Annotated in this window: 27 protein-coding genes and 1 pseudogene; 13 read left to right on the forward strand and 15 right to left on the reverse strand. The window is 70.1% G+C overall.

All coding sequences use genetic code 11. The features are described from left to right. The first annotated feature begins 20 nt into the window (after positions 1-20). Positions 21-1,271 carry a CdaR family transcriptional regulator gene (locus MJQ72_RS01285; protein WP_240597157.1) on the forward strand — a complete coding sequence of 417 codons (1,251 nt, stop codon included), beginning with the start codon at positions 21-23 and terminating at the stop codon, positions 1,269-1,271. Positions 1,272-1,275: 4 nt separating this feature from the next. Here the strand turns inward: MJQ72_RS01285 and MJQ72_RS01290 are convergent, their stop codons facing one another. After that, positions 1,276-1,623 (reverse strand): STAS domain-containing protein, encoded by a 348-nt coding sequence (locus MJQ72_RS01290; RefSeq protein ID WP_396427038.1) that lies wholly within the window; start codon positions 1,621-1,623, stop codon positions 1,276-1,278. A gap of 148 nt (positions 1,624-1,771) precedes the next feature. Here MJQ72_RS01290 and MJQ72_RS01295 point away from each other — a divergent pair, with 148 nt between their 5' ends. Further along, a complete protein-coding gene (locus MJQ72_RS01295) occupies positions 1,772-2,710 on the forward strand; it encodes a universal stress protein (RefSeq protein WP_240597159.1) in 939 nt (312 codons plus the stop codon). A gap of 3 nt (positions 2,711-2,713) precedes the next feature. Here the strand turns inward: MJQ72_RS01295 and MJQ72_RS01300 are convergent, their stop codons facing one another. Continuing rightward, the gene (locus MJQ72_RS01300) at positions 2,714-3,073 is read right to left on the reverse strand and encodes a hypothetical protein (RefSeq protein ID WP_240597160.1); all 360 of its coding nucleotides are present in this window, start codon (positions 3,071-3,073) and stop codon (positions 2,714-2,716) included. Positions 3,074-3,144: 71 nt separating this feature from the next. On the opposite strand from MJQ72_RS01300, the gene MJQ72_RS01305 reads away from it, so the two are divergent. Further along, a complete protein-coding gene (locus MJQ72_RS01305; protein ID WP_240597161.1) occupies positions 3,145-4,227 on the forward strand; it encodes a glutamate--cysteine ligase in 1,083 nt (360 codons plus the stop codon). A gap of 132 nt (positions 4,228-4,359) precedes the next feature. On the opposite strand, the gene MJQ72_RS01310 is transcribed toward MJQ72_RS01305, so the two are convergent. The 5 genes and pseudogenes from MJQ72_RS01310 to MJQ72_RS01325 form a co-directional block, all read right to left on the reverse strand. Next, positions 4,360-4,716, reverse strand: a complete 357-nt coding sequence (locus MJQ72_RS01310) for an SCO4402 family protein (protein ID WP_240597162.1) — start codon at positions 4,714-4,716, stop codon at positions 4,360-4,362. Between the two features lie 12 nt (positions 4,717-4,728). Continuing rightward, positions 4,729-4,995 carry a DUF6098 family protein gene (locus tag MJQ72_RS44995; protein ID WP_396426921.1) on the reverse strand — a complete coding sequence of 89 codons (267 nt, stop codon included), beginning with the start codon at positions 4,993-4,995 and terminating at the stop codon, positions 4,729-4,731. Between the two features lie 188 nt (positions 4,996-5,183). Next, a complete protein-coding gene (locus tag MJQ72_RS01315; protein ID WP_240597163.1) occupies positions 5,184-6,107 on the reverse strand; it encodes an alpha/beta hydrolase in 924 nt (307 codons plus the stop codon). Further along, positions 6,094-8,117 (reverse strand): annotated as a pseudogene (locus MJQ72_RS01320) (CocE/NonD family hydrolase). The gene MJQ72_RS01315 and the pseudogene MJQ72_RS01320 overlap by 14 nt, the downstream one beginning before the upstream one ends. Positions 8,118-8,120: 3 nt before the next feature. Further along, positions 8,121-9,419 carry an acetyl-CoA carboxylase biotin carboxylase subunit family protein gene (locus tag MJQ72_RS01325; RefSeq protein WP_240597164.1) on the reverse strand — a complete coding sequence of 433 codons (1,299 nt, stop codon included), beginning with the start codon at positions 9,417-9,419 and terminating at the stop codon, positions 8,121-8,123. 74 nt (positions 9,420-9,493) lie between these two features. Between MJQ72_RS01325 and MJQ72_RS01330 the strand changes: the two genes are divergently transcribed. Genes MJQ72_RS01330 through MJQ72_RS01340 form a run of 3 tightly spaced genes read left to right on the forward strand, consistent with a single transcriptional unit; the run spans position 9,494 to position 13,131 of the window. Next, the gene (locus MJQ72_RS01330; RefSeq protein WP_240597165.1) at positions 9,494-11,008 is read left to right on the forward strand and encodes an FAD-dependent oxidoreductase; all 1,515 of its coding nucleotides are present in this window, start codon (positions 9,494-9,496) and stop codon (positions 11,006-11,008) included. Continuing rightward, on the forward strand, positions 11,008-12,105 hold the full coding sequence (locus tag MJQ72_RS01335) for a glutamate--cysteine ligase (protein WP_240597166.1): 1,098 nt from the start codon (positions 11,008-11,010) through the stop codon (positions 12,103-12,105). Before MJQ72_RS01330 ends, MJQ72_RS01335 begins: the two co-directional genes overlap by 1 nt. Positions 12,106-12,123: 18 nt before the next feature. Then, a complete protein-coding gene (locus tag MJQ72_RS01340) occupies positions 12,124-13,131 on the forward strand; it encodes an iron-containing redox enzyme family protein (protein ID WP_240597167.1) in 1,008 nt (335 codons plus the stop codon). Here the strand turns inward: MJQ72_RS01340 and MJQ72_RS01345 are convergent. Next, positions 13,099-13,314 (reverse strand): CDGSH iron-sulfur domain-containing protein, encoded by a 216-nt coding sequence (locus tag MJQ72_RS01345; RefSeq protein ID WP_240597168.1) that lies wholly within the window; start codon positions 13,312-13,314, stop codon positions 13,099-13,101. The two genes, MJQ72_RS01340 and MJQ72_RS01345, sit on opposite strands and share 33 nt — an antisense overlap. Then, the gene (locus MJQ72_RS01350; protein WP_240597169.1) at positions 13,298-13,990 is read right to left on the reverse strand and encodes a methyltransferase; all 693 of its coding nucleotides are present in this window, start codon (positions 13,988-13,990) and stop codon (positions 13,298-13,300) included. Before MJQ72_RS01350 ends, MJQ72_RS01345 begins: the two co-directional genes overlap by 17 nt. A 125-nt stretch (positions 13,991-14,115) precedes the next feature. On the opposite strand from MJQ72_RS01350, the gene MJQ72_RS01355 reads away from it, so the two are divergent. The 7 genes from MJQ72_RS01355 (at position 14,116) to MJQ72_RS01385 (ending at position 17,367) form a co-directional block, all read left to right on the forward strand. Continuing rightward, the gene (locus tag MJQ72_RS01355; RefSeq protein ID WP_240597170.1) at positions 14,116-14,253 is read left to right on the forward strand and encodes a hypothetical protein; all 138 of its coding nucleotides are present in this window, start codon (positions 14,116-14,118) and stop codon (positions 14,251-14,253) included. 75 nt (positions 14,254-14,328) lie between these two features. Continuing rightward, positions 14,329-14,760 carry a DUF4383 domain-containing protein gene (locus MJQ72_RS01360; protein WP_240597171.1) on the forward strand — a complete coding sequence of 144 codons (432 nt, stop codon included), beginning with the start codon at positions 14,329-14,331 and terminating at the stop codon, positions 14,758-14,760. Between the two features lie 28 nt (positions 14,761-14,788). After that, positions 14,789-14,938 carry a hypothetical protein gene (locus MJQ72_RS01365; RefSeq protein ID WP_240597172.1) on the forward strand — a complete coding sequence of 50 codons (150 nt, stop codon included), beginning with the start codon at positions 14,789-14,791 and terminating at the stop codon, positions 14,936-14,938. Beyond that, positions 14,935-15,546: a flavodoxin family protein gene (locus MJQ72_RS01370; RefSeq protein WP_240597173.1), complete on the forward strand. Its 612-nt coding sequence runs from the start codon at positions 14,935-14,937 to the stop codon at positions 15,544-15,546. Before MJQ72_RS01365 ends, MJQ72_RS01370 begins: the two co-directional genes overlap by 4 nt. Positions 15,547-15,587: 41 nt before the next feature. Beyond that, positions 15,588-15,968 carry a hypothetical protein gene (locus tag MJQ72_RS01375; protein WP_240597174.1) on the forward strand — a complete coding sequence of 127 codons (381 nt, stop codon included), beginning with the start codon at positions 15,588-15,590 and terminating at the stop codon, positions 15,966-15,968. 98 nt (positions 15,969-16,066) lie between these two features. Further along, a complete protein-coding gene (locus MJQ72_RS01380) occupies positions 16,067-16,741 on the forward strand; it encodes a DUF6766 family protein (RefSeq protein ID WP_315860929.1) in 675 nt (224 codons plus the stop codon). A gap of 62 nt (positions 16,742-16,803) precedes the next feature. Continuing rightward, positions 16,804-17,367, forward strand: coding sequence for a hemerythrin domain-containing protein (locus tag MJQ72_RS01385; protein WP_240597176.1), 564 nt, complete (start codon positions 16,804-16,806; stop codon positions 17,365-17,367). Positions 17,368-17,465: 98 nt separating this feature from the next. Here the strand turns inward: MJQ72_RS01385 and MJQ72_RS01390 are convergent, their stop codons facing one another. Genes MJQ72_RS01390 through MJQ72_RS01415 form a run of 6 tightly spaced genes read right to left on the reverse strand, consistent with a single transcriptional unit; the run spans position 17,466 to position 23,153 of the window. Continuing rightward, positions 17,466-18,137: a PhoU domain-containing protein gene (locus MJQ72_RS01390; RefSeq protein WP_240597177.1), complete on the reverse strand. Its 672-nt coding sequence runs from the start codon at positions 18,135-18,137 to the stop codon at positions 17,466-17,468. Then, positions 18,134-18,871 carry a metallophosphoesterase gene (locus tag MJQ72_RS01395; RefSeq protein ID WP_240597178.1) on the reverse strand — a complete coding sequence of 246 codons (738 nt, stop codon included), beginning with the start codon at positions 18,869-18,871 and terminating at the stop codon, positions 18,134-18,136. Before MJQ72_RS01395 ends, MJQ72_RS01390 begins: the two co-directional genes overlap by 4 nt. Next, positions 18,868-19,677, reverse strand: coding sequence for a nucleotidyltransferase family protein (locus MJQ72_RS01400; RefSeq protein ID WP_240597179.1), 810 nt, complete (start codon positions 19,675-19,677; stop codon positions 18,868-18,870). Before MJQ72_RS01400 ends, MJQ72_RS01395 begins: the two co-directional genes overlap by 4 nt. Further along, a complete protein-coding gene (locus tag MJQ72_RS01405) occupies positions 19,674-20,723 on the reverse strand; it encodes an NAD-dependent epimerase/dehydratase family protein (RefSeq protein ID WP_240597180.1) in 1,050 nt (349 codons plus the stop codon). Before MJQ72_RS01405 ends, MJQ72_RS01400 begins: the two co-directional genes overlap by 4 nt. 28 nt (positions 20,724-20,751) lie before the next feature. After that, the gene (locus tag MJQ72_RS01410; RefSeq protein WP_240597181.1) at positions 20,752-21,789 is read right to left on the reverse strand and encodes an FUSC family protein; all 1,038 of its coding nucleotides are present in this window, start codon (positions 21,787-21,789) and stop codon (positions 20,752-20,754) included. Next, positions 21,789-23,153 (reverse strand): aldehyde dehydrogenase, encoded by a 1,365-nt coding sequence (locus MJQ72_RS01415; protein ID WP_240597182.1) that lies wholly within the window; start codon positions 23,151-23,153, stop codon positions 21,789-21,791. The genes MJQ72_RS01410 and MJQ72_RS01415 overlap by 1 nt, the downstream gene beginning before the upstream one ends. Positions 23,154-23,177 lie beyond the last annotated feature (24 nt).

Raw genomic sequence — 23,177 nt, forward strand, 5'->3', positions numbered from 1 at the left:
AGCTGTCATGATGGGCGGTTGTGACGGGTGACAAGGATCCGGGCTTCCGTATCGGCGGACGTCCACTGGCGGAACGGCTGACCGAAGTCCTGCCGTCGCTCGCGAAGACGGTGCTCTCCGAGATCGTCCACCGGATCCCGGAGTACGGCCTGCTGCCCGCCGAGGAACTCAGCGGCGACATCACACACGTGATCGAGCAGAACCTGCGTTCGTTCATCGACACTCTGCGCACCGGGGCGCCGCCGACGCGGAAAGAGCTCGACTTCCTCCGCGAATCGGCGGCCCGGCGCGCGGAGGAGGGCATCCCGATCGACATCGTGCTCACCGCGTACCACATCGGCATCCAGGTGGTCTGGGCGTCGCTGACGCCGGACGCGCGCCCGGACGAGGTCGCCGACGTCCTCGCCGTCAACGCGCTGACCCTGCGTTACCTGGAGGTGGTCACGCCCGCGGTCGGCGCGGGATATCTCGACGAACGCCGGACCATGTTCGACGACGAGCGTTCGGCGCGGCACACGGTGCTGTCCGCACTGCTCGACGGCGAACCCGCGGAAGTCGCTGCGGGACAGGCGGGCCTGCGGCTGCCGCCGTGCTACATCGTCCTCGCCGCGTCGGTCGGGGCGCATCCGGACGAGGAGGTCGACGGGGTCGACCCGCTGGTCGCCGGACGCCGGAAGCTCCGGCGGCTGCGGGTCGAACTGGAGCGCCAGATCCGGGGCACCGTCCTGACGTCGCTCACCCCGGACGGCGGGCTTGCCTTGCTACCGCACGAAACCGCGGCCGGTGAACTGTCCACACGAGACTGGGTGCGGCTGGAGCGAGTGCTCGCCGACGTCGCCCGTACGGCGGGCGCCGAGGTCATCGCCGGGACCGCCGCGGCCGAGCCGTCCGGTGTGCCCGCCGCGGCGAGGCTCGCGCAGGACGTGCTCGCGGTCGCCACCGCCTCCGGGCGGCCGCCCGGGCTGTACCGGCTCGACGACGTCCTGCTCGAATACCAGCTTTCGCGCCCTGGCCCGGCACTCGACCGGCTGGCCACCCGGCTGACGCCGCTGGACGGCAACGAGGAACTCCTGCAGACGTTGGAGACCTTCCTCCACCGGGGAGGACGCCGTCAGACCGCCGCGGCCTTGCACGTCCACCCCAACACCGTCGACTACCGGCTCCGCCGGATCGCCGACCTCACCGGGCTGGATCCCACCCGGCTCGAACATATCGCCCTGCTGAACGCGGCTCTCGCGGCTCGCGCCGCCACCGGACCCAGGCCCTTGTGACGCGTCACAGCACGCGGAGGCCTCCGTTCTGGCACAGGCCGAGCAGACGGCAGGCGGAACGGCACTCACCCGCGAAGACGAACAAATCCGTTCCCGTCTCCTCGGCGAGCAACTGGGCGCGTTCGAGTGTCCGGATACCCGTCACCCCGAAGAACTCGAGCTCGGACAGGTTGACGATCACCGTGGTGCCGCTGCCGTGGAGCCGCTGGTCGAGCATGTCCCACAGACGCGGCGCGGTCCCGAGGTCGACCTCTCCGTTCATCTTGACGACGGTGGTCCCCCTGGTCGGCCTGCTCACGTGCAGCCGAAGACGTCCCCGCGGCTCCTCGGGTGCCCTTCGCCGGGCGGACACCGAGAAGGCGGGCTTCTTGTCAAGCGCGCGAGGCGTCGACAGGGAAGTCATATGGGAGAGGTACCCAGGCATACGGTCCGGTGAAACCGGCCGTCCGCTTGAAGACCGCGGAAAGCGGGTATCACCAGCGCGTCGGAGGTGATGTCCCATGTCCGCTGAACAGACCGGCCGCGGGCCGGTGGTGACCGGTTTCGACGGATCGCCCGAGGCCAGGCGCGCCGTCCGCTGGGCCGTCGCCGAGGCGAAGACCCGCGGCCTCGGCCTGGTCCTCGCGTACTGCACCCGCGACCGGCTTCCCCCGCCCGGCTCCGACCCGGTCGCGACGCCGCTGAACGAAGCGGTCCCTCAGGCCGCCGACGAAGCCGCGGAAGTGGAACCCGCGCGGCGGCAGCTCGCCTCGATGGCCGAGGCACTGAAACGATCCGACCCGGACCTCGACGTCCGGACGGTCGTCCGCGGAGGTACTCCGGAGCAGGTCCTGACCTCGGTCGCCGACGAGACGGACGCGGCGATGATCGTGCTGGGCGAATCGCACACGGGGTTGTTCACCAGGGCCGTCCTCGGCTCGACGGAATCCGGCGTGACCAAGACGGCCGGACGTCCCGTCGTGGTCGTGCGCGGGGACGAGCCGCCCCCTGGCGGACCGGTGATCCTCGGCACCGACGGCTCGGAGCACAGCGCGCAGGCGGCCGGGTTCGCGTTCGACTTCGCCGCTCGGCACGGACTCACCGTGCACGCGGTCCACGTCGCGCGGATGCCGCTCTGGGGGCCCGCGAGCGAGCCGCTGCTCGGCGGGCCGGTGCTGGATCCGGCACCCGGTATCCCCCAGGAGGTCGCCGACGAACTCGTCTCCCGGCAGCTCGAACCGTGGCGTGAGCGCTATCCGGACGTCGCCGTGGAGATGGTGCACGGGGTGGGACCCGCCGCGCAGGCGTTGACCGTGCAATCCAGCGAGGCCGCGCTGCTGGTGCTCGGGCGGAGCGATCACGGCGATCTCCGCCGTCTGCTGCTGGGCTCCGTCAGCGACGACGCGCTGCACCACGCGCATTGCCCGGTGGCGGTGGTCCGTGCCCAGCCGGTCGGCTGAGCGTCACGAAGAAGCGAGCTCTCCGAGCGTACGCCGCGAAACCCGCAGTTCCGCGGCCAGCAGAAGGCCGCCCGTGCGGGCCTGGGCGAGGGCGTAACCGACGTCGGCGACCTTGTCCCAGGCCTCGCCCGCCGTGTCGCCCGCGCCGATCCGGCCCGCCAGCAGGCTTTCCTCGAGCTGCGCCTGCAGGCCGGGCAGGACCGCGGTGAGGTCGTCGGCGAGCTGCTGCAGCGCCCCGATGGTCCGGCACAGGTCGGCGGGAGAGGCCTGCTCACCGGCCCGCAACCTGCCGTACAGGTGACGCACGACCGATCCGGCCTGCGCGGCCAGCAGATACGGCGGCTCCTCCGACTTCGGGCTCATTGCCCTGAAATACCCCGTCCACGACCTGCGAAAACAAGTTTGTGCCGAGATGGCCGGGGGTATCACCGGTTGTGAACAACGACGTGCTCACCTTCGGGGTCGAGGAAGAGTTCTTCGTGGTGGACCGGGAGGGTCACCTTTCCCCGGCCGGCGACGCCGTCGTCGACGCCGCGGACGAAGAACAGGGTGAGCTGCAGCAGGAACTCACCCGCTCCCAGGCCGAATCGGCCACCGGTATCTGCACGACACGCGACGAGGCCGAGCGGCAGCTGAGGACCATGCGAACGGAACTGGCCGAAGGCGCCGCAACACGGGGCTGCCGCCTGCTGCCCAGCGGTAGCGCACCGCTCGCGGAAACGGTGCTGCCCGCCATCACCCCGAATCCGCGCTACCAACGGATGTCCGAGCATTTCGGGGCGACCGCGCGGACGTCGCACACCTGCGGCTGTCACGTCCACATCGCCGTCCCCGACCGGGAAACCGGGATCCGGGTGATCGACCATGTGCGGCCCTTCCTGCCCGCGCTGCTGACCGTCACCGCCAATTCCGCGATCTGCGACGGATACGACACCGGGTACGCCAGCTGGCGCTACCAGCAATGGAACCGCTGGCCCTCGGCGGGCGCGCCGCCGCTGTTCGGCTCGCTGGACCACTACGAAAGCATCGTCGACGCCTGGCTCCGGGCGGGCGCCATCCTCGATCGCGCCATGATCTATTGGGACGTAAGGCTTTCCGAGAAACAGCCGACGGTGGAGTTCCGGCTCGGCGACGTCGCGGCCACCGTCGGCGAAGCCGTCCTCTACGGGGTGCTGATCCGCGGCCTGGTCGGCACGATCCTCGCCTCGGACGAACGCCCCTCGAAGCTGTCGAACGAGGTCCTGCGGGCGCAGATCTGGTGCGCGTCGCGCGAAGGACTTTCCGGCCGCTGCCCGCATTTCCGGACCGGGGATCTCGCCCCGGCACGGGACGTGCTCGACGACGTCGTCGCGTTCACCGCCGGCGCCCTGGCCGAGACCGGTGATCTCGACTTCGTCCGCGACGGCTGCGCCCGGCTGGCCGCCGAGGGCGGCGGGGCCGACCGGCAACGGACACGCTTCACGAAACGAAGTGCCGCGGAGGACGTGGTGGACCTGCTGGCGGTCCGCCCGAGCTGACGGCGCCCCCGTGCTTGAAGCTGTAACTCGCGTGACTGGAGACGTAACTCGCGTGCTTGGAGCCGTATGACGTGAGTTACGGCTCCAAGCACGCGAGTTACGGCTTCGAGTCCGGCCGAGCTCCGGAGCCGGTCATCGTGTCAGGCAGGTGAGCGCCTCCGTAGCGAGCCGCCGAACGTCGCTCCAGCCACGGTCACCGAACCAGGCCGCATCCGAACTCATCGGGCCTTGGCGCTCCGACACGGTAACTACCGCGGCCACGACTTCGCGAATCGCGTCGCCTTCACGGCTGTCACGGAGGATCGTCCCGATCGACTTGACCGGATCCACCAAGTCCCACGGGGTGTCGTCCACCAGCCAATGGACGGCATTGGTGAGGTCCGGCCACCGGGTGTCCCGGCCCGCGCCGTCCAGCACCGGAGGCTCTGCCGCCAGCACTCTGAGCGCGGCGAGTACATCCTCACGCCGTTCGGGCCAGGCGACATCCATGGGTCCATGGTGTCAGGTCGGCCCAATCTGACGGCGCCCCCGTGCTTGAAGCCGTAACTCGCGTGACTGGAGACGTAACTCGCGTGCTTGGAGCCGTATGACGTGAGTTACGGCTTCAGGTCCGGCCGAGCTCCGGCGGGCGGCGCAACGGACCCAATCCGCGTTGCGCCGCGCCCGGTCCCGCAACAGCTCCCGAGCCTCCCCGAGGAGCGCGGTGGAGATCCTTCCGACGGGTTCGGGGTCGGTCAGCAGCGGCTCGTTGTCCGGGCCGGAACCCACGATGCGGCGAGGTCTCCCAGTGACTCCAGCTGCTGCATCGAGGACTCCAGGCGGAAGATGGACACGGTGACCGGCGCGCCGGCGTCCCTGCTCCGCCGGGGCTGCCCACGCCGGTCCACCTCACGGCCGGCGGACGTACAACCTCGCTGCGCCGGCCGTTGCTCTCCGGTTACCCACTCTTCGCGCGGCTACACCGATTTCACCAGCGATCGATCCACGAGATGCGCGATCTCCTCCAGCGCCTGCCGCGCCTCCGGGATCGAGGCCAGCATCCACGCGTGGATCATGCCTTCGTACTCGTGATAGCTCAGCGGCACCCCTTGTTCCGTGCACAGGGTGTGGAGGCGACGGGCGTCGGCGAGCAGGACGTCCTTGGTTCCGATGTAGACGGTCAGCGCCCCGAGCCCGGACAGATCGCCGAACAGGGGGCTGAGCCTGGGATCGGTCCGGGGCAACCGTCCACTGTAGAGCCTTGCCGCCTCGTTCAGCCCGGTGAGCGCGAGGTACGGGTCGCGCTCGTCCAGCGAGGGTTGCGCCGGGTGGCTCATCGTCAGATCCAGCCACGGCGACAGCAGGACGGTCTCCTTCGGCACCGGCTTGCCTTCATCCCGCAACGCCTTGGTGAGCGCCAGCGCGATCCCGGCACCGGCGGAGTCCCCCATCACGATCCGGTCCTCCGGATCGACGTCCGCGGCGAACTCGTCGTAGGCGCGGCGGACGAACGCGGTGGTCTCCGGGCATCGATGTTCCGGAGCCAGCGGGTAGATCGGCACGGTGACCGCGCAGCCGGTGCGGTCGATCAGCCTGCCGAAGAACCGCCAATGGTCGTGCTGGATCTGGTGCACGTAGGCGCCGCCGTAGAAGTACAGCACGTGTTTGCCGTTCCCGCCGCGGCGCGGGCGGATCGTGTAGCAGGGTCGTCCGTCCACTTCGGACCGCCGGACGTCGAACCGGCGCCGGATCGAGCGGATCGGGCCCTGATCTCCTTTCGCCTGGCTGTTTTCGATGCTCCGGCGGAATCGGTCGAGCTCGGCATACGTCCGCTTCCGGTTGGTGAGGCGCAGCCAAGCGAGCAGCGATTTCGCCGTGAGACTCGGCTTAGACCTGATCACGGGGAACCGTCCGATGCCAGTTGCGGGAGAACGTCCTTCGCTCGCCCTCGTAAGCGTCGAGTCGCGCGTCGATCACGAACTCGGTGGGAGTGCACGAAACGCGGGTCCGGGTCTCGGACCTGGCCGCCCAATCCCCGCGGGCGAACGTCATCGACCACGCCGTCTCCGCCACCGGGGAACAGAAATCGTCGGCCACCCACGAGTACCGCTCGAACACGTTCCTGGTGACGTCGAGGTCGATGTCCTCGAACCGGACCTTGCCCTCGTTCTTCACGATGTCGAGCGCGGAGCGGTAGTCGATCAGGTCGCGGGAGACGGTCCAGCGCTGTTCGCCGGGTTCGATCCGGGTGGCCGGCAGCGGTTCCGCGCCTTCGGGTTCACCGAACGGCCGGGCCGGGACCTCGTCGGCTTCGGCCATCGGCCGCACCGGCAGCGTCAGCGTGCTCTGTCCGGTGTGGACGGTCACCCTCGCCGGTTCCGGCGGCGGCCACGCCAGCGGCCAGTACGACGACGAGATCGACAGCCGGATCCGGTGCCCGGCGGGAAGGCCTGCGCGACGGCGTTGAGCTCGACACGCACCCGGTATCGCCTGCCCGGTTCGAGCGGCTCCGGGTCGTCGTGCCCGTCCCGGTGGGTCAGGTTCAGCAGCCCGTAGGTCACCCGCGTGGCCCGGCCGTCCGGCGCGACATCGGACAGCCGGACGGCGACCTGCGCCACCGGCTTGTCCGCCGAAACCTCCAGGTCCACCACCGGCGACCCGAGGATCTCGCACGGCTCGGTGAGCTCGTCGGTTTCGAAGACGAGCGAGCCGCCGTCCTCTTCCCGCTGGTCGTACGGCAGGTCGGGCGGAGCGCTGTAGGAAGCCCACTTTCCGGCGAACTGGCCGACCGAGAGCGGCGATTCCACCGGCAGATCCTCCGCCGGGACCTCCTCGCCGGGCCGCGCGATCCGGTGCCGGGCAAGGCGATGCTCCGACGGGTGCACATGCGGCGACGGCCAGGACGGCTCCCCCACCCAGCGGCCGGGGCGGTCCTCGTACGAGGTCGAGGGCGGCACGCTGTCCTGCATCCAGGTCTGCAGCATCGGCCCGTCCATGACGCCGTTTTCGACGTCCTTCAGCCAGTGGTCCCACCAGCGCACCAGTTCCTGCAGGTAGCCGATCGCGGGGCCCGGCCGCCCGAGATGCGGGTACTTGTGCGACCACGGCCCGATCAGCCCGCGCCGCGGCACGTCGAGATGGGCCAGCAGCCGCGAGACCGCGTTCGAGTACCCGTCCGCCCAGCCGCTGGAGGCGAGGACCGGCACCTGGACGTCGCTGTAGTTCTCGCAGACCGACGCGTGCCGCCAGTACTCGTCGCGCCGCTGGTGGCTCAGCCATTCGCCCGCCCAGAGCCCGCAGTTCTCCAGCCGTTCGTGCCACAGGTCGCGCCAGCGCTCCCCCGCCAGCGCGGGGTCGGGCGGCAACGTGGCGTAGGCGAACATCGTGGAGGCTTCGGCGACGTTGTCCGACAGCAGGCACCCGCCCATGTAGTGCATGTCGTCGGAATACCGGTCGTCGGTGAACGAGGAGATCGCGATGGCGCTCAGGCTCGGCGGTTTGCGGGCCGCCACCTGGAGGGCGGCGAACCCGCCCCAGGAGATGCCCATCATGCCGGTCCGGCCGGAACACCATGGCTGCGCGGCGATCCACTCGAGGACGTCCTCGGCGTCGAGTTGCTCCCGTTCGAGGTACTCGTCGGCGAGGACTCCTTCCGACTCCCCCGAGCCGCGGATGTCGAGGCGGACGCACGCGTAGCCGTGCCCCGCGAGATACGGATGGTGCACCGAGTCCCGCACCGAGGTCAGGTCTCGGTGCCGGTACGGGATGTACTCCAGGATCGCGGGGACCGGCTCACGGTCCGAGGCGACCGGCCGCCAGATCCGGGCCGACAACCGGACGCCGTCGGAAACCGGGATCCAGACATGGTCCTCCTCGGTGATCTCGTACGGCAGCGAAGCCACCGTCCGCATGGGCTATCCCTCCTCGAAGTCGAACCGCAGCGCCTCGACGCACCGGCGGTACTTGCTCTCCATCTCCCGTTCGGTCTGCGCCGCGACGAAGACGTGCGCGAGTTCGTAGCTGTAGCTGTCCTGCTCGGGCAGATCGGACAGCCGGACCCCCTTCTCGGCCACCGGTTCGATCTTCACCCCGGGGATCTCCGCCTCCAGGTCGGCGATCTCGGCGCGGGTGGGCACCCGGGTGACCAGCCCGTCGCGGAAACGGCGGTGGTACCACTTGCCCGCGATCCGGTAGTCGCCCCGGTTCCGGCGCGCTCCGGGATCCTGGCCGAGGCCCAGCCGGACCATGATCTGGTGGTTCGCCACCCCGTCCACGTACTCGAACAGCTCCGCGTGGGACTGCGAATGCCGCGGGTTGATCTCCAGCAGGCAGACCTGCCCGGATTCCGGGTGACAGAAGAATTCGATGCTGAACGTCGCGTTGTCGAACCCGATCTGCTCCATCACGCGGATGGAGATCTCCTTCATCCGCTCGACGGCGTCCTCCGGCAGCTGTGACGGGTACTGATGCCGCAGGAAGGACGTCGAATCGGGATAGTTGATCGAATCGAGCACCCCGTAGACCGTGACCTGTCCTTTGTAGACATAGCCTTCGGTCGCGGCCTGCACGCCGTTGAGCTCCCCTTCGGCGAGGCACGCGGCTCCACCGGCGTCCGCCACCTCGACGGGCGGGTCGACCGTGGCGAGGACGCGCTCGAAGGGTTTCCCGACCCTGTCGACCCCCGCCCGGATCTCGGCGACGGCCTTGTCGAACTCGTCGTCGTCGGCGACGTGGAAGGCCAGCTCCGAGGAGAACGACTTCACCGGCTTGAGCCACATGGGGTAGCCGACGCCCTCGGGCGGGCGGGGGTCGTCGTCGTCCAGATCGACGATGCCGAACGACGGCACCTCGTCGATCACCTTCACCTGTTCGAGGCGGCTCCAGTACTTGTGTTCGCATTTCAGCACCGCTTCCAAGGAAACTCCCGGGAGCCCGTACTTCTCGCACAGCATCGCCACCATCGTCGAGGACGGGAAGTCCCAGTAGCTGACGATCGCGTCGATCGATTCGGAGAAGGCGTCCAGCCGCGCCTCCGCCTTCTCCACGAGTTCGATGATCGGGATCTCGCCGTGCTGGAGCTCCTCCGGCGACAGCAGCGGGTGGAAGCGATAGTGGCCGGCACCGGGGATTCGTCTCAGCACCTCGTCGTTGCCCTCGTCGAGACCGATGACGAAGATGTTCTTTTCCTCTGGGGGCCTGGAGGATGTGGTCATAGGCCAGTGCTACCCGCTCGGGTGACCCGGAAAACCATGGTTTGCCCGGCCCGTCCCCAGGGAATCCGGCCCCCATGACGGAGTTGCCCGGAACGCGTTCTTTGTGGCTCGACACCGCTCCCGCTCCCGATCGCACCGGCACGCCGTTGCCGCCGAAGGTCGGCGTCGCCGTCCTCGGCGGCGGCATCGCCGGGCTCACCACGGCGTACCGGCTGGCGAGGGCCGGACGCTCGGTGCTGGTGCTGGAGGCCGGCCGTCTCGCGGCCGGGGTCTCCGGCCACACCACCGCGAAGGTCAGCACCCAGCACGGGCTCAAGTACGCCGCGCTGGCCAAGGCCAAGGGCACCGAAGCCGCCGCGATGTACGCGTACACGCAGGCCGCCGCCCTGGACTGGATCGCGGCGGCCACGGCCGAACTCGGCATCGACTGCGGGTTCACGCGCGCCGACGGCTTCGTCTACACGACCAGGCCCGAAACCGTCGAAAGCCTCGAACGGGAGGCGGAAGCGGCCGCCGAGGCCGGTCTCCCGGCCACCTACGTCACCGAGGTCGGCCTCGACGTGCCCGCCCTCGGCGCGGTCAAGTTCGCGTCGCAGGCCCATTTCCATCCGCGCCGCTGGCTGCTGGCCCTGGCCGATGAGATCGAACGCGCGGGCGGGACGATCGTCGAGGGTGTACGCGCGGAAGGTCTCGACGAATTCGGCGGGACCAAGGTGCGCACCAGCTCGGGCGACGTGCGCGCCGGTGAGGTCGTGGTGGCGACGCACTACCCCGTGTTCGACCGCGGCCTGTTCTTCGCCAGGCTCGATCCGGTCCGCGATCTGGTGGTCGCCGGACCGGTCGCGGGAAATCACCCGCCCGAGGGGATGTACCTGGACGCCGACACCCACCACTCCGTGCGGAGCTACCGCAACGACGGCGTCCCGTACGCGGTCGTGGGCGGCGAGCACTACCGGGTCGGCGACTCCGTCGACGTCGAGAGCCGGTACGAACGGCTGGCCACGTGGGCGGGTGAGCACGCCGGCGTGCACCGCGTCACCCACCGGTGGTCCGCGCACGATCTGTCCACTTTGGACTCCGTGCCGTATGTCGGGCGCTATCACCCGGCGAGCCGTCACCTCTGGGTCGCCACCGGCTTCGGCCAATGGGGCATGACCGGCGGCACCGCGGCCGGGCTGCTGCTCGCGGACCTGCTGACCGGACGCGACAATCCGTCGGCAGGCCTGTACGACCCGAACCGTTTCGACCTCCGGTCCGCGATTTCGACCGTGGAGAACAACGCCACCGTGGCGAAATTCCTGGTGGGCGACCATCTCAGCGCGTTGCGCAAACCGGCTTCCCTGGACGAACTCGTGCCCGGCGAGGCGAAGGTGACCCGTGACGGCGGCGAACTCGTCGCCGCCTACCGCGATCCGGGCGGCGAACTGCACGCCGTCGGCGCCCACTGCACCCATCTCGGCTGCCTCGTCGCGTTCAACAACGCGGAGAAGACCTGGGATTGCCCGTGCCACGGTTCGAGGTTCGGGCTGGACGGGTCGGTGATCCAGGGGCCGGCCGTGCGCGCACTGCCGAAGAAGCGGGAGCGGTGATGACCGGTATCGGCATCGAAGAGGAGTTCCTGCTGGTCGATCCCAGAACCGGGGTGAGCTGTCCTCGGGCCGAAGCCGTGCTCGAACGGCACCGGATCTGCGGTCCGCTGCCGGAGGGCGCGGCCGTCCACCGGGAACTGCGGCCGACCCAGATCGAGGCCGCCACCGGCGTCTGCGACACCGCCGACGAGCTGTACGAGCAGCTGACCGCGGGACGCCGCACGCTCGCGGAAGCCGCCGCGGGCGAGGACTGCGCCATCATCGCCGCCGGCACTCCCCCGCGACGGTCACCCGAGCGCGACTACGACACCGTCGACCGGTTCGGCAAGGTCGACGCGCTGTACGCCGGCGTGGTCAAGGCCTACGAGGCGTGCGGCTGCCACGTGCACGTCGGTGTGCCCGACCGGGAGACCGCGGTCGCCGTGGTGAACCATCTGGGCGAATGGCTGCCCACATTGCTGGCGTTGTCGGGCAACTCGCCTTTCGAAGGCGGCCGCGACACCGGCTACGAGAGCTGGCGGATGGTGGAGCAGAGCCGGTTCCCCGGCGCAGGGGTCGCCCCGTACTTCGTGGACGCCGCCGCTTACGAAGAGCAGGTCGGGAAGCTGGTGGACTGCGGGGTGCTGGTGGACGAGAACCAGACCTTCTGGCTCGCGAGGCCGTCCGCGCGGTGGCCGACGGTCGAGGTCCGCGCCGCCGACACCGCGTCCACAGTGGACGAAGCCGTCCTGCAGGGACTGCTGACCCGGGCGCTGGTGCGCACCGCCCTCACCGCACTCGACCACGGGGTGGAGGCCGCGCCGCTGGATCCGCAGATCGCCGCCGCGGCCGTGTGGTCGGCCGCGCGTCACGGGCTTTCGGGGCCGGCCGTCGACCCGGTGGCGGGAAAGCCGGTCCCGGCGGGCGACCGGGTCGCCGCCCTGCTGGCACATACGCGGCAGGCGCTGGAGGACACGGGCGACGCGGAGCTCGTTCGCATCCTGCTCGGCAGCCTGGAACGGGAGGGCACCGGCGCCGAACGGCAGCGCCGCGCCGCCGCCGACGGAGAGATCGCGGTGGTGCGGATGCTGACCGAAGAGACGGTTCCGCACGCGTAGATCGGGTACCCGCGCGGCATGACGACGATCGACCGTGACGTGGCGAGGCTGCCCGAGATCCGCGGCCCGCTTTCGGCCGCCGTGGTGGACACCCTGGCGGGCGGACGCCGAGACGGTTTCGACCTCGAAGTGGCGACCGGCGCCGACCCGTTCGGTGAAGACCTGCAGCTGGCGCTGCACGTCTGCTACGAGTTGCACTACCAGGGCTTCGACGGGGTCGACTCGGAATGGGAGTGGGACTCGCGCCTGCTCGCCTTCCGGTCCGTGCTGGAGCACGTGTTCCTCGACGGCATCCGTGCCGCCGTACCCGGAGGGGACGACGTCGGCGAGCTGCTGGACGAGTTGCTCGTCGAACCGGCCGATGGCGGCGGCGTGTCCCATTTCCTGCGTGACGAAGGCGAATGGTGGCACGTCGAGGAATACTTCGCGCAGCGGTCGATCTATCACCTCAAGGAGGCCGATCCCCACGCGTGGGTGATCCCTCGGCTGCGGGGCAGGGCCAAGGCCGCGCTGGTCGCCGTGGAGTTCGACGAATTCGGCGGCGGGCGGGCCGATCGGGCGCACTCCCGGCTGTTCGGGGAGCTGCTGACCGCGGCCGGCCTGTCGGACGGCTACCTCGCCTACCTCGACCATGTCCCCGCGTGCATGCTCGCGACGGTGAACATGATGTCCCTGTTCGGCCTGCACCGGGGCCTGCGCGGCGCGCTCGTCGGGCATTTCGCGGCCGCCGAGATCACCACCGCGCCCGCCGCCAGGCGGATGGACCAGGCGCTGGAACGCCTCGGCTCGGCACCGGAATGCCGCTACTTCTACACCGAGCACATCGAGGCCGACGCGGTGCACGAACAGGTGCTGCGGCACGACGTCGTCGGTGATCTGCTCGACCGGGAACCGGAGCTGGCGGCGGACGTCGCCTTGGGCATCCAGGCCACCGATCTGCTGGAGACCCGGCTGACCGAGCACCTGCTGGACTGCTGGTCGGCCGGGGAGAGCTCACTCGTCAGGCCGCTGCGTCCCTTGCCGTGACCGGCGGCGGTGGCTGGTGTCGCAGAACGGGTAGCGCTTGCTGCGGCGGCAGGCGCAGAGGGCGACCACGAAACGATCCGAGGTCACCGTCTCGCCGTCGCCGGTGACGACCTCGACCGGCCCCTCCACCAGGAGGGGCCCGCCGGGTTCGAGCCGGACCCTGGTCCTACGGCCGGTCGGCACGGATCACCACCAGTTCCTCATGGGACTGCCCGGCCTCGATCAGGCCCGCCGCTTCGAGGAAGGCCGCCCGTGCCCGCATGACGGGTCCGAACGGGATCGATCGGGTGGCGACCACCGACGGTGTCAATCCCGCCGCCCGCAACTGCGTCAGCGACGTGCCGGGCCTGGCGACCGCGGAGTGGACCAGCATCAGGTAGCCGCCCGGCGCCACCAAGGTGTCCGCCTGGGCACAGACCTGATCGAGCACGATCCGGCCGTCCGGCCCGGCGTCCCATGCCCGCGCGGCGCCGGCGGCAGGCACGGGCGAGGGAACGTACGGCGGGTTCGCCAGCACGACGTCGAACGGGCCACCGCGGGCCGCCTCGGCCAGGCCGCCGCGAAGCGGCCGGACCGGGAGGCGGCGCAGGCGCGCGTTGACCCACACCGCGGCCAGCGCCCGCCGGGAGATGTCCACGGCGGTCACCGATCTCGCGCCGTGCGCCGCGGCCCTCAGCGCGAGGGCGCCGGTGCCGGTACAGAGGTCGAGAACCCTTGCCCCGGCGGGCATTCCCGACGCGCTCAGCGCGCTCGCCAGGAACCAGGTGTCGTGTTGCGGGCGGTAGACCCCCGGCGGCCGCAGCAGCCATGGCCGCGCCGGGACGAGTGGGATCGTCGCTGTCTGGGAGATCGCGGTCATGTTCCCTCCGGTTCGCCGTCGTTGCTCGGGGCTTCCCCGGCCGCGCGGGGTCAAACGTCCACAATGGCCCGGTTGGAACGGGCGGAAACGGGTAGCCACAAGAAAACCGAGCGAAGGAGACGCTTATGGGCACCGGACCCGCCAAGGGCGATTCCACCGAAAGCGAGAAACTGGACAAGGAAGACCGCGAAGAGACCCGAGGCGAACAGGGCACCTCGTCGGGCGACCCTCACGACGACACCGACCCGCAGTCCGGGGAATGAGGCGTGTCGCTGATCGCGTTTCGCGGCCGCACCACCGGGTACCCATCGGGCCTGCGGTGAAACGGAGGCTTTCCGATGAACCTACGTACGACTGGCTTCCTGCTGCGACCGGTGGTGCTGGTCGTCGCGCTGGTCCACCTCGTCCTGGGTGTGCTCGGCTTCTTCTACCTCCCCGAGGCGAACGAGGCCGGCCAGAACACGCTGTGGGTCTTCAGCGCGACCGGCATGCTCGACGTCATCCGCACCGTGATCGGCGTCCTCGGTCTGGTCGCGGTGGTCAAACCGTCCGCCATCCCGGCCTATAGCTGGCTGATTTTCGTCGCGTTCACGGGTTTGACCGCATTCGGCGTCCTCTCGGCGGGGACCGACTCCGCCGGCGACGCGGTCAACCTCAGCTGGGCCGACAACGCCCTCCACGCGGCGACCGCGCTCACAGCGCTCGTCGTGGGCGTCGTCGCCACTCGCACTTCCCAGCGGAAGCAAAGTAAGACAACGGAAAACGTTTAGCCCGTCCACGACGGGCAACTTGGCGGGTATGACGAAAACGGCCCCGCTCCGGATTCTCCTGTGGCACGTCCACGGTTCGTGGTCCCGCGAGCTCGACTGGGACCGGCTCGCCGCCGTCGGCGAAGCGGGCTTCGTCCACACGGGACTCGGCACCGATCCGAACAGGAGGACAGGATGACCCAGCCGTTGAAGGCCCTCGCACTGGTGTGTTCGCTCAAACCGTCCCCCGCCCCGTCGAGCAGCGCCTTGATCGCGCAGCAGGTTCTCGACGAACTGGCCGGGCACGGCGCCAGCGGGGAACTCGTGCGCGTGGTCGACCACGACATCGCACCGGGCGTGGAGGCCGACATGGGCGACGGCGACGCCTGGCCGGGGATCCGCCGCAAGATCGCCGCCGCCGACATCCTGCTGATCTCGACGCCGACCTGGGTCGGCCACCTGTCCAGCGTGGCGCAGCGGGTGCTGGAACGGCTCGACGCCGAACTGTCCGAAACGGACGACGAGGGCAGGCCCGCGATGTTCGGCAAGATCGGCGTCACCGCCGTCGTCGGCAACGAGGACGGCGCGCACAAGATCACCGCCGACCTCTTCCAGGCCCTCAACGACATCGGCTTCACCGTGCCCGCGCAGGGCGGGACCTACTGGAACGGCGAAGCGATGAAGGGCGGGGACTACAACGACCTGGACGAAACGCCCGAGGCCGTCGCGTCGACCAACGCGACACTGGCCCGCAACGCGATCTATCTGGCGAACCTGCTGCGCGAGCGCCGGTACCCCGCGTCCTGAGCAGACGTGTAGCCACCAGCTGGGCCGGGTACCCGCTTTCCGTGATCGTCAAAACGGTGGCGTTCGGTGCGTGCCTGCTGCTCGCCGGGTGTGCCGGGGCGAGCGGGCAAGAGCCGGTGAAGGAGACCGCCGGGCGGTTCCTCGGCGCGCTCGCGTCGGGGGATCACCGCTCGGCGTGCGCCCTGCTCGCGCCACGGGCCCGGGAATCCTGGGCGCCGGAAAGCTGCGAACGCGGCCTGGCCGGCGCGGACGTCCCGGACGGCGCGCCGGAGACGGTCTCGATCTGGAGCGAGGAAGCCCAGGTGAAGACCGCCCGCGACACGCTTTTCCTGCACGAGTCGTCCACCGGGTGGGTGATCACGGGAGCAGGCTGCCGCCACCGCAACGAACAGGTCTACGACTGCGCGGTGGGTGGCCCATGAGAGCGCGTCCGGTGTTCACCGTCTATCTCGTCTTCGTCGTGGCGGTCCTCGGCTATTGCGTCCTGCTGGGCCTGCTGCACCGGTGAAGGGGGCGGATGATGCGAGGCTTCCTTCGTGACAACGCCCTTTCGCTGGGATTCGGGCTGCTGTTCCTGCTCAGTCTCGTGGGGCAGGCGTTCGCCGGTCTCGCCGCCTACAACGACGGGCGGCTCAGTCACGCCGCCGAACCGGTCGGCCTGCTCGACTACGTCGCCTCCGCGGACTTCGCCGTCGACGTCGCCGAAAACTGGCAATCGGAGTACCTGCAGTTCTTCCTGTACGTGTTCGCGACCGTGTGGCTGCTGCAACGAGGTTCCCCCGAATCGAAACCGGCCGGCCGGGCCGGGCTGGAGACGGACGAGGACCAGCAGGTCGGCCGGCACGCGACGGCCGATTCACCGAAATGGGTAAGGGCGGGCGGCTGGCGCACGAGAATCTTCTCGATGTCACTCGGACTGGTGATGCTGGGCCTGTTCCTGCTGTCCTGGCTCGCCCAGTCCGTCGCCGGGATGAGCGCCTACAACGCCGAACAGCTCACCGAATTCGGCGATCCGGTGTCGTGGTCCGGCTATCTGGTGTCTTCGGACTTCTGGAACCGGACCCTGCAGAACTGGCAGTCGGAATTCCTCGCCATCGGCTCGATGGCGGTGTTCAGCGTGTACCTGCGCCAGCGCGGCTCCCCGGAATCCAAACCCGTCGGCGCGCCGCACCGCGCCACGGACGAATCCGGGTGATTGAACCGCGGGGAACGGGTATCCGTCCGGCGTCGGACTGACGACCACGGACAGGAGTGTCCATGACCACCACCACGAAACACGACCTCGTCACGGTGATCACCGAGGATCACCGGGCCTTCGAACGGATCTTCAAGGAACTGGAGTCCGGCAAGGGCGGTGATCAGCACCGCAAGGACCTCGCGGACCACGTGATCGCCGAACTCGTACGGCATTCGATCGCCGAAGAACAGCACATGTACCCCGCCGCGCGGAAACACCTCCCCGACGGCGACGAGGTCGCCGACCACGAGATCGAGGAGCACGCCGAAGCCGAGCGGGTGATGAACGACCTCATCGGCCTGGAACCGGCGGACAAGCGGTTCGACGAACTGGTCGCCAAGCTGATCGAAGACGTCCGGCACCACATCGAGGAGGAGGAAAGCGACCTGCTGCCCAAGCTCCAGGCCGCCTGCTCTCCGGAGGCCCTGCGGGAACTGGGCGAGAAAGTGTTGCGGGCCAAGGAGATCGCCCCGACCAGGCCGCATCCCGCCGCTCCGGACCGGCCACCGGCGAACCGGATCCTCGCGCCGGGGACGGCGTTCATCGACAAGATCCGGGACGCGCTGACCGACCGCGCCACCTGACTCCACGTCTTTCTTGCGCGGATGTCCGTGAAGGCCTCCTTGAGGGACTCTGGGTCCCTCAAGGAGGCCTTCACGGAACTTCGCAAAACCCAGCCACCTCAGAGCTCGGCAGGCGCATCCCGCACGGAAGACTCCGGCAATTCCCCGGTGAGCGCGAAGTCCACCCGCCGCGCCACGGAGACGACCTGGTCCGCGAACCGTTCGTAGAACCTCGCCAGCAGCGCCACCGAGATCGCCGGGGCGATGCCGTGGGCCCAGTCCGGCTCGGTCACCAGGGTCATCAGCTCCTCGTACAGCGCGTCGACCCGCTGATCGGACCGGGCCAGCGAGTGGAACACCTCCGCCGTCGGCCCTTCGATCGCGGCGCCGAGGTCTTCCGCCATCGAGCAGACGAGCCCGGCCATCTCCCCGAAACGTCCGGTGAGCGCCTCGGGGACGGCGAATTCGGGCGCTCGCAAGGCCTGTTCGGCGATGTGCTGGGCGAGGTCGCCCATCCGCTCCAGCCGGTCGGCGCAGTACACCGCCGCGAGCACGGTCCGCAGATCGCCCGCGACCGGCGCCTGCAGAGCGAGCAGTTTCTGCGCGGACTCCTCGCATCGGGTCCGTGCAGCGTTCAGTCTCGCTTCGACCGTCGCCAGCTCGGCGGCGGCTTCGACGTCCCGGTCGAGGAAGACCCGGTTCGCCAGGTGCAGTTCTTCGCAGGCCATGCCGCACATGCTCGACAGGAGCTCGCCGAGAACGCTCAGCTGACCGTGGAATCGTTCCCTCATATCAGCACTTTCGCAGGTTCGAGGACGTACGTCGCGTACGCCGCGCGGATCACCGGCTGGGCGACGTTGCGCACCGGGACCCCGCCGGGGCTGACCCCTTGTTCGCTGCCGTAGTGCGCGTGCCCGTGCACGGCGAGGGCCACCTGGGCGTCGTCGATCGGCTCGCACAGCAGATACGACCCCAGGAACGGGTGGATCTCCGGCGGTTCACCGTGCAGGGTGCCGGGGATCGGCGAGTAGTGGGTCAGCGCGACGGTCACGTCGGGCTGCTCGTGTTCGAGCCCTTCCAGCGCGGTGCGCAGCCGCTTGGCCGCCGCCATGGTGTGCTCGACGAAGTCCTTCATCTCGCGTTCGCCGAACCGGCTCGCGCATTTGCCCGCGAACCCGCCGCCGAAACCCTTCACCCCGGCGACGCCGAGCTTCCCGCCCTCCAGCTCCACCGTGGTCGCCGAACCCTCGAGGACGGTGATCCCGCTTTCCTCCAGCAGCCCGCTGACCGCTTCGGCCGCGTCCGAGTGGTAGTCGTGGTTGCCCAGCACCGAGATCACCGGGACGGGGAGCCCGGCGAACTCGTCGGCCACCACCCTGGCCTCTTCGACGCTGCCGTGCCGGGTGAGGTCGCCCGCGAGCAGCAGCACGTCGGCGTGTTCGGCGATGTTGTCCAGTGCCGGCCGCAGCAGGCCTCGGTTGTCCTCGCCGAGGTGGACGTCCCCGACCGCGGCGACCCGGATCATCGGATCTCCTCGGCGTGCGACGGCTCCCGGACGTCGGCCGTCCGGACGTCGTTGTGCACCAGCTCGGCCGCGATGTGTTCGCAGACGACCGCCTCGATGTCGGCCTTGCGGTTGGCGCACGGGACCTCGCCGCTGAGCCGGACCTGGTCGCCGCGCACGGTGACGTGCACGCCGAGTTCGGCGGTCCTCGGGTCTTCCGCCAGCGCCTTGGTCAGCCTGGCGACCAGGTACTGGGGCGCTTCCTCGGGCATCGGAAGCTCCTTTCTGTCGATGATGGACAGTGCCGCGAGCAGGGTCAGGAACGACCACGCGTAGGGCGATTCGGAGGTCTCTTCGGCCACCCGGTGCCAGTCGACCTGCTCGCGGAGGTCGCGCGCGATCCGCAGCAGCGGCGCGAAGTCGCACCGGTGCGCGCTGAGTACGAGGGTCTTGTCGACGAGCAGGTCGGTCCCGCCGAGCACGGGCGCGGCGGTCGCCCCGACCCGCATCAGCGAGGCGCGGTCGAGCATCTCGTCGGTGACCGGCCGATGGTTGGGCCGGAAGATCAGGTCGACCAGGCAGTCGCCGTCGTAGACCTTGGTGAGCCAGTCCTCCGGCGGGTGCTCCCGCCGCAGACCCGCGGCTTCCAGGGCCTCCGCCGCTTCCTCGATGTCCTCCTCCTTGAGGAAGAGGTCGACGTCGTGATCGGACGGCGGCCCGCCCCGCGCGTAGACGGCGAGACCGCCCGCGACGGCGAACCGCACCGCGGTCTGGTCCAAAGTGGACACGACCCTGGTCAGGGTGTGCAGCAGCTCCTTCTCGTTCACGGTCGCTCCCCCACCCCGGTGGCCAGTTCGTGTCCCCTGCCGACGTCCGGATTCAGCGGTTCGGTCGGGAATCCTTCGCCTTCCCGCAGTCCCTTGAGGAAGGCTTCGATCGCGTCCTCCGACGAGTATCGGGGTGCCCAGCCCAGTTCTTCCCTGGCGCGCGTGCAGTCCATCACCGGCAGGTGCAGGACGGCGTCGAAAAGCCCTGGCGTCGCCGGGATCAGATGCAACGACCAGGCCGCGGCCAGCGCTCGCCGGACGAAGGACGCCGGGGCCTTCACCGGCTTGGCGCCGAAGATCCGCGCCAGCGCGCGGGTGTCCAGTACCGGATCGGCGGCGATGTTGAAGGCTCCCTTGACGTCCTGGAGCGCGCAGCGGCGATAGGCGTCGGCCACGTCCTCCGTGTGCGCGGTCTGGATCCTCAGTTGCGGGATGTCCGGGAGCACCGGGATCAGCGACGGCCGCACGAGCCTGCCCGGGACGAACGGGCCGCCGAAGAGCCGGCGCTGCTCGGGCGCCGCGGCCTTCTGGAAGAGGAATCCCGGGCGCACCCGAACCACCCGCAGCCGCGGATGACTCCGGTCGAACGCTTCGAGAACCCTTTCCACGTAAGCCTTTTCGCGGGTGTATGCCGCTTTCGGTGACCCATGGGTCGGCCATTCCTCGGTCACCGGATGGTCGTCGTCCCTCGGCGAGTACGCCCCGATCGACGACGCGTACACCAGCGACGGCACCCGCATCACCTGCGCGGTCTCGAACACCCGGATCGAACCCAGCACGTTGGAGCGCCAGGTGACCTCGGGCCGGTGGGTGGGCTGGAAGAGCCACGCCAGGTGGATCACCACGTCGGCGCCGTCGAACACGGCACGGAGGTCGTCGCGGGCGACGTCGGCGGTGACGAACTCGGTCTTCGGGTTCTCCCATCGGCTCGGGCGCCTCGCCACGCCGACGATGGATCCGACCTCGGGGTCCGCGCCCAGCGCACGGACCAGCGCCGTCCCGACGTTGCCGGTGGCGCCGGTGACCACGATCCGTTTACCGCTCATGGGTACGGTTACCCACCGTCGCCTCGCCTTAATCGGCGCGGAGCCGCTGGACGAGCCGCCGGGCGGGCAGCGCCATGGCGCCCAGCCCGATCGAGGTGGTGACCTCGTCCGTGGGCGTCATGAGCAGGTGGTCGATCTCGCCGACCAGGTCGCGGCATCGATCGAGCTTGTCCGGATCACCCGAACGGGCCACCTCGGCGAGGGCTTCGAGCAGGTCGCCGACCACCCCGCGCGCGTGTTCGCCGGGATGCCGGAACGGCTGCTCGCTCCGGGCGGCCTCGCTCACGGCGTCGATCAGCTGGGCGAGCGGATGCCACAGGGAGACGAGGTTCGCCAAGGGCTCCTCCGGCGTCTCACGCCGTCCACGGAGGTTCAGGTACCGGCCCTCCCTGGTCCAGCCGATCGCGTCCTCGGCCTCCGCGACGAGGCTGCGGACGTCCTCCATGCGGTCGTCCAGGCCGTCGGGTGCCTCGCCGCCGCGAACCAGCTCCGCCGTCCGGTCGAGGACGTCGGCGATCGCCGCAGCCAGCCGGGAGGTCGCCGCCCGCAGGCGCTCGCCGTGCAGCGGCGGCAGGATCACCGCGTTGAGCACCGCGCCGATCGCCGCCCCCAGCGCGGTTTCCAGCAGCCGGTCGGCGAGCAGGACGGGTTCGGTCGCGTTTCCGTAGGAGATCAGCAGCATGCCGGTGATCCCGACCCACACCCCCGAATCGCCGAACCCCCGCCACGAGCCGATCAGCAGGCCGACGAAGATGACCAGCCCGAGCGCCACCGTCACCGAGGGGACGACCTGGCCGGCGCCCGCGGCGAGCAGCACTCCCACGCTGACGGCGCCGACCTGCTGTGCCCACCCGCGCAGGGACCGATAGACGGTGGCCTGTACCAGGAACACCGCCGCGTACGGCGCCAGGAAGGGCTGGGGCAGCCGCAGGACCGCCGTCGCGACGATCCACGCGATCACGGCCGCGGACGTGGCCTTAGCCGTCTGGATAAGACTCCGGCGTTCCTCCCCCGGCACCCGGAACGCCCGGGCGATCCAGGCGATCGGGGTCTTCCGGCCACCCATCACGGCCCCGGAGGGCCCAGGTGGACGACCTTGGTCTGCGTCATCTCGTCGAGCAGTTCCGGCCCGTAGCCGTAGCCACTGCCGCTGGCGCCCCGCGGATGGGCGGCCCCGCCGGGTGCGCCGCCGAAGACGTTGTTGATCTTCACGGTGCCGGCCGGGAGTTCGCGCCAGGCGCGCTGCGCGTGGACCATCGAGGTCGTGAGCACGGTGGCCGCGAGACCGTACTCGCCGGCGGCCGCCTGTTCGAGTGCCTGGTCGAAGTCCGCCACCACGGTCACCGGTGCGACCGGGCCGAAGGTCTCTTCGGTCAGGACCCGCATCCCCGGCGTGCACCCGGCGAGGACGGTCGCCGGGTAGTGGGCGCCGGGGCCGTCGGGCAGGAACCCTCCGGCGAGCGGATCGGCGCCTTGCGCGATCGCCTCCGCGACCTGGGCGTGGACCCCTTCGCGGTGGCGCCGGTCGACGAGCGGGGCCAGTTCGCGATGGCCCGCTTCGGCGGCCAAAGCGGTGAGGAAGGCGTCCGCGACGTCCTGGTGCACATGGATGCGTTCGACCGAGACACAGATCTGCCCGGAGTTGGTGAAGGCCCCGATCGCTGCCTGCTCGGCCGCCCAGACCGGGTCCACGCCGGCGTCGACGACGAGCGGGTCGTTCCCGCCGTTCTCCAGCAAGACCTTGGCACCGGTCCGCGCCGCGCTCGCCGCGATCGAGCGGCCCGCGGCCGTGCCGCCGACATGGGCGACGACATCGACGTCCGGCTGGGCCGCGAGTTCGGCGCCGACGCTTCCGTCGCCCTGCACGGTCTGGAGCACGCCGTCGGGGAAGGCCTGCGCCAGCACGTTTCCCAGCCAGGCGCCGGTATGCGGGCAGCGTTCGCTCGGCTTGTGCACCACCGTGTTCCCCGTGACCAATGCCGCGCCCAGCAGCCCGCAGGCCACGGCGACGGGATCGTTCCACGGTGTCAGCGCGACGACCACGCCCCGGGGTTCCGGCACCATCAGGTCGGTGGCCGACGAATCACCCAGCAGAGACTTGCCGCGGTGCACCGGCCCCAGTTCCGCGTACTGCTCCAGGGTCCCGGCTCCGGCCAGGACACCCTCCTCGGCCTCGCCCCGGGGTTTGCCGGTCTCGCTCGCGATGAGGACGGCGAGTTCGCCCGCTCGCGCCCGGAGCGACCTGGCCGCGTCCTTCAGCGCGATCCCGCGGGCGGCCGCCGTCGTGGCGGCCCAGCCCTTGGCCCGACGCTTCGCGGCGGCGATCGCCGTCTTGACCCCGTCGGTCGTCGCCGCCTTGACCGTGCCGACGAGACTGCCGTCGGCGGGATCGCGGATCTCCAGCACGGCCGGCCGGCCCACCGTCGTCATTCGCACCTCCTCGAAGGTCCCGCC

Origin of the sequence: Amycolatopsis sp. EV170708-02-1, assembly GCF_022479115.1 — a bacterium.
Classification (GTDB): Bacteria; Actinomycetota; Actinomycetes; order Mycobacteriales; family Pseudonocardiaceae; genus Amycolatopsis.

Excerpts from the sequence above, each read along its gene's own strand:
- MJQ72_RS01295 (WP_240597159.1), top strand. The coding sequence starts at position 1,772 with ATGTCCGCTGAACAGACCGGCCGCGGGCCGGTGGTGACCGGTTTCGAC.
- MJQ72_RS01390 (WP_240597177.1), bottom strand. The coding sequence starts at position 18,137 with ATGAGGGAACGATTCCACGGTCAGCTGAGCGTTCTCGGCGAGCTCCTG.
- MJQ72_RS01385 (WP_240597176.1), top strand. The coding sequence starts at position 16,804 with ATGACCACCACCACGAAACACGACCTCGTCACGGTGATCACCGAGGAT.
- MJQ72_RS01325 (WP_240597164.1), bottom strand. The coding sequence starts at position 9,419 with ATGACCACATCCTCCAGGCCCCCAGAGGAAAAGAACATCTTCGTCATC.
- MJQ72_RS01330 (WP_240597165.1), top strand. The coding sequence starts at position 9,494 with ATGACGGAGTTGCCCGGAACGCGTTCTTTGTGGCTCGACACCGCTCCC.
- MJQ72_RS01415 (WP_240597182.1), bottom strand. The coding sequence starts at position 23,153 with ATGACGACGGTGGGCCGGCCGGCCGTGCTGGAGATCCGCGATCCCGCC.
- MJQ72_RS01310 (WP_240597162.1), bottom strand. The coding sequence starts at position 4,716 with ATGGATGTCGCCTGGCCCGAACGGCGTGAGGATGTACTCGCCGCGCTC.
- MJQ72_RS01410 (WP_240597181.1), bottom strand. The coding sequence starts at position 21,789 with ATGGGTGGCCGGAAGACCCCGATCGCCTGGATCGCCCGGGCGTTCCGG.
- MJQ72_RS01380 (WP_315860929.1), top strand. The coding sequence starts at position 16,067 with ATGCGAGGCTTCCTTCGTGACAACGCCCTTTCGCTGGGATTCGGGCTG.
- MJQ72_RS01360 (WP_240597171.1), top strand. The coding sequence starts at position 14,329 with ATGAACCTACGTACGACTGGCTTCCTGCTGCGACCGGTGGTGCTGGTC.
- MJQ72_RS01335 (WP_240597166.1), top strand. The coding sequence starts at position 11,008 with ATGACCGGTATCGGCATCGAAGAGGAGTTCCTGCTGGTCGATCCCAGA.
- MJQ72_RS01405 (WP_240597180.1), bottom strand. The coding sequence starts at position 20,723 with ATGAGCGGTAAACGGATCGTGGTCACCGGCGCCACCGGCAACGTCGGG.
- MJQ72_RS01365 (WP_240597172.1), top strand. The coding sequence starts at position 14,789 with ATGACGAAAACGGCCCCGCTCCGGATTCTCCTGTGGCACGTCCACGGT.
- MJQ72_RS01300 (WP_240597160.1), bottom strand. The coding sequence starts at position 3,073 with ATGAGCCCGAAGTCGGAGGAGCCGCCGTATCTGCTGGCCGCGCAGGCC.
- MJQ72_RS01370 (WP_240597173.1), top strand. The coding sequence starts at position 14,935 with ATGACCCAGCCGTTGAAGGCCCTCGCACTGGTGTGTTCGCTCAAACCG.
- MJQ72_RS01350 (WP_240597169.1), bottom strand. The coding sequence starts at position 13,990 with ATGACCGCGATCTCCCAGACAGCGACGATCCCACTCGTCCCGGCGCGG.
- MJQ72_RS01355 (WP_240597170.1), top strand. The coding sequence starts at position 14,116 with ATGGGCACCGGACCCGCCAAGGGCGATTCCACCGAAAGCGAGAAACTG.
- MJQ72_RS01395 (WP_240597178.1), bottom strand. The coding sequence starts at position 18,871 with ATGATCCGGGTCGCCGCGGTCGGGGACGTCCACCTCGGCGAGGACAAC.
- MJQ72_RS01340 (WP_240597167.1), top strand. The coding sequence starts at position 12,124 with ATGACGACGATCGACCGTGACGTGGCGAGGCTGCCCGAGATCCGCGGC.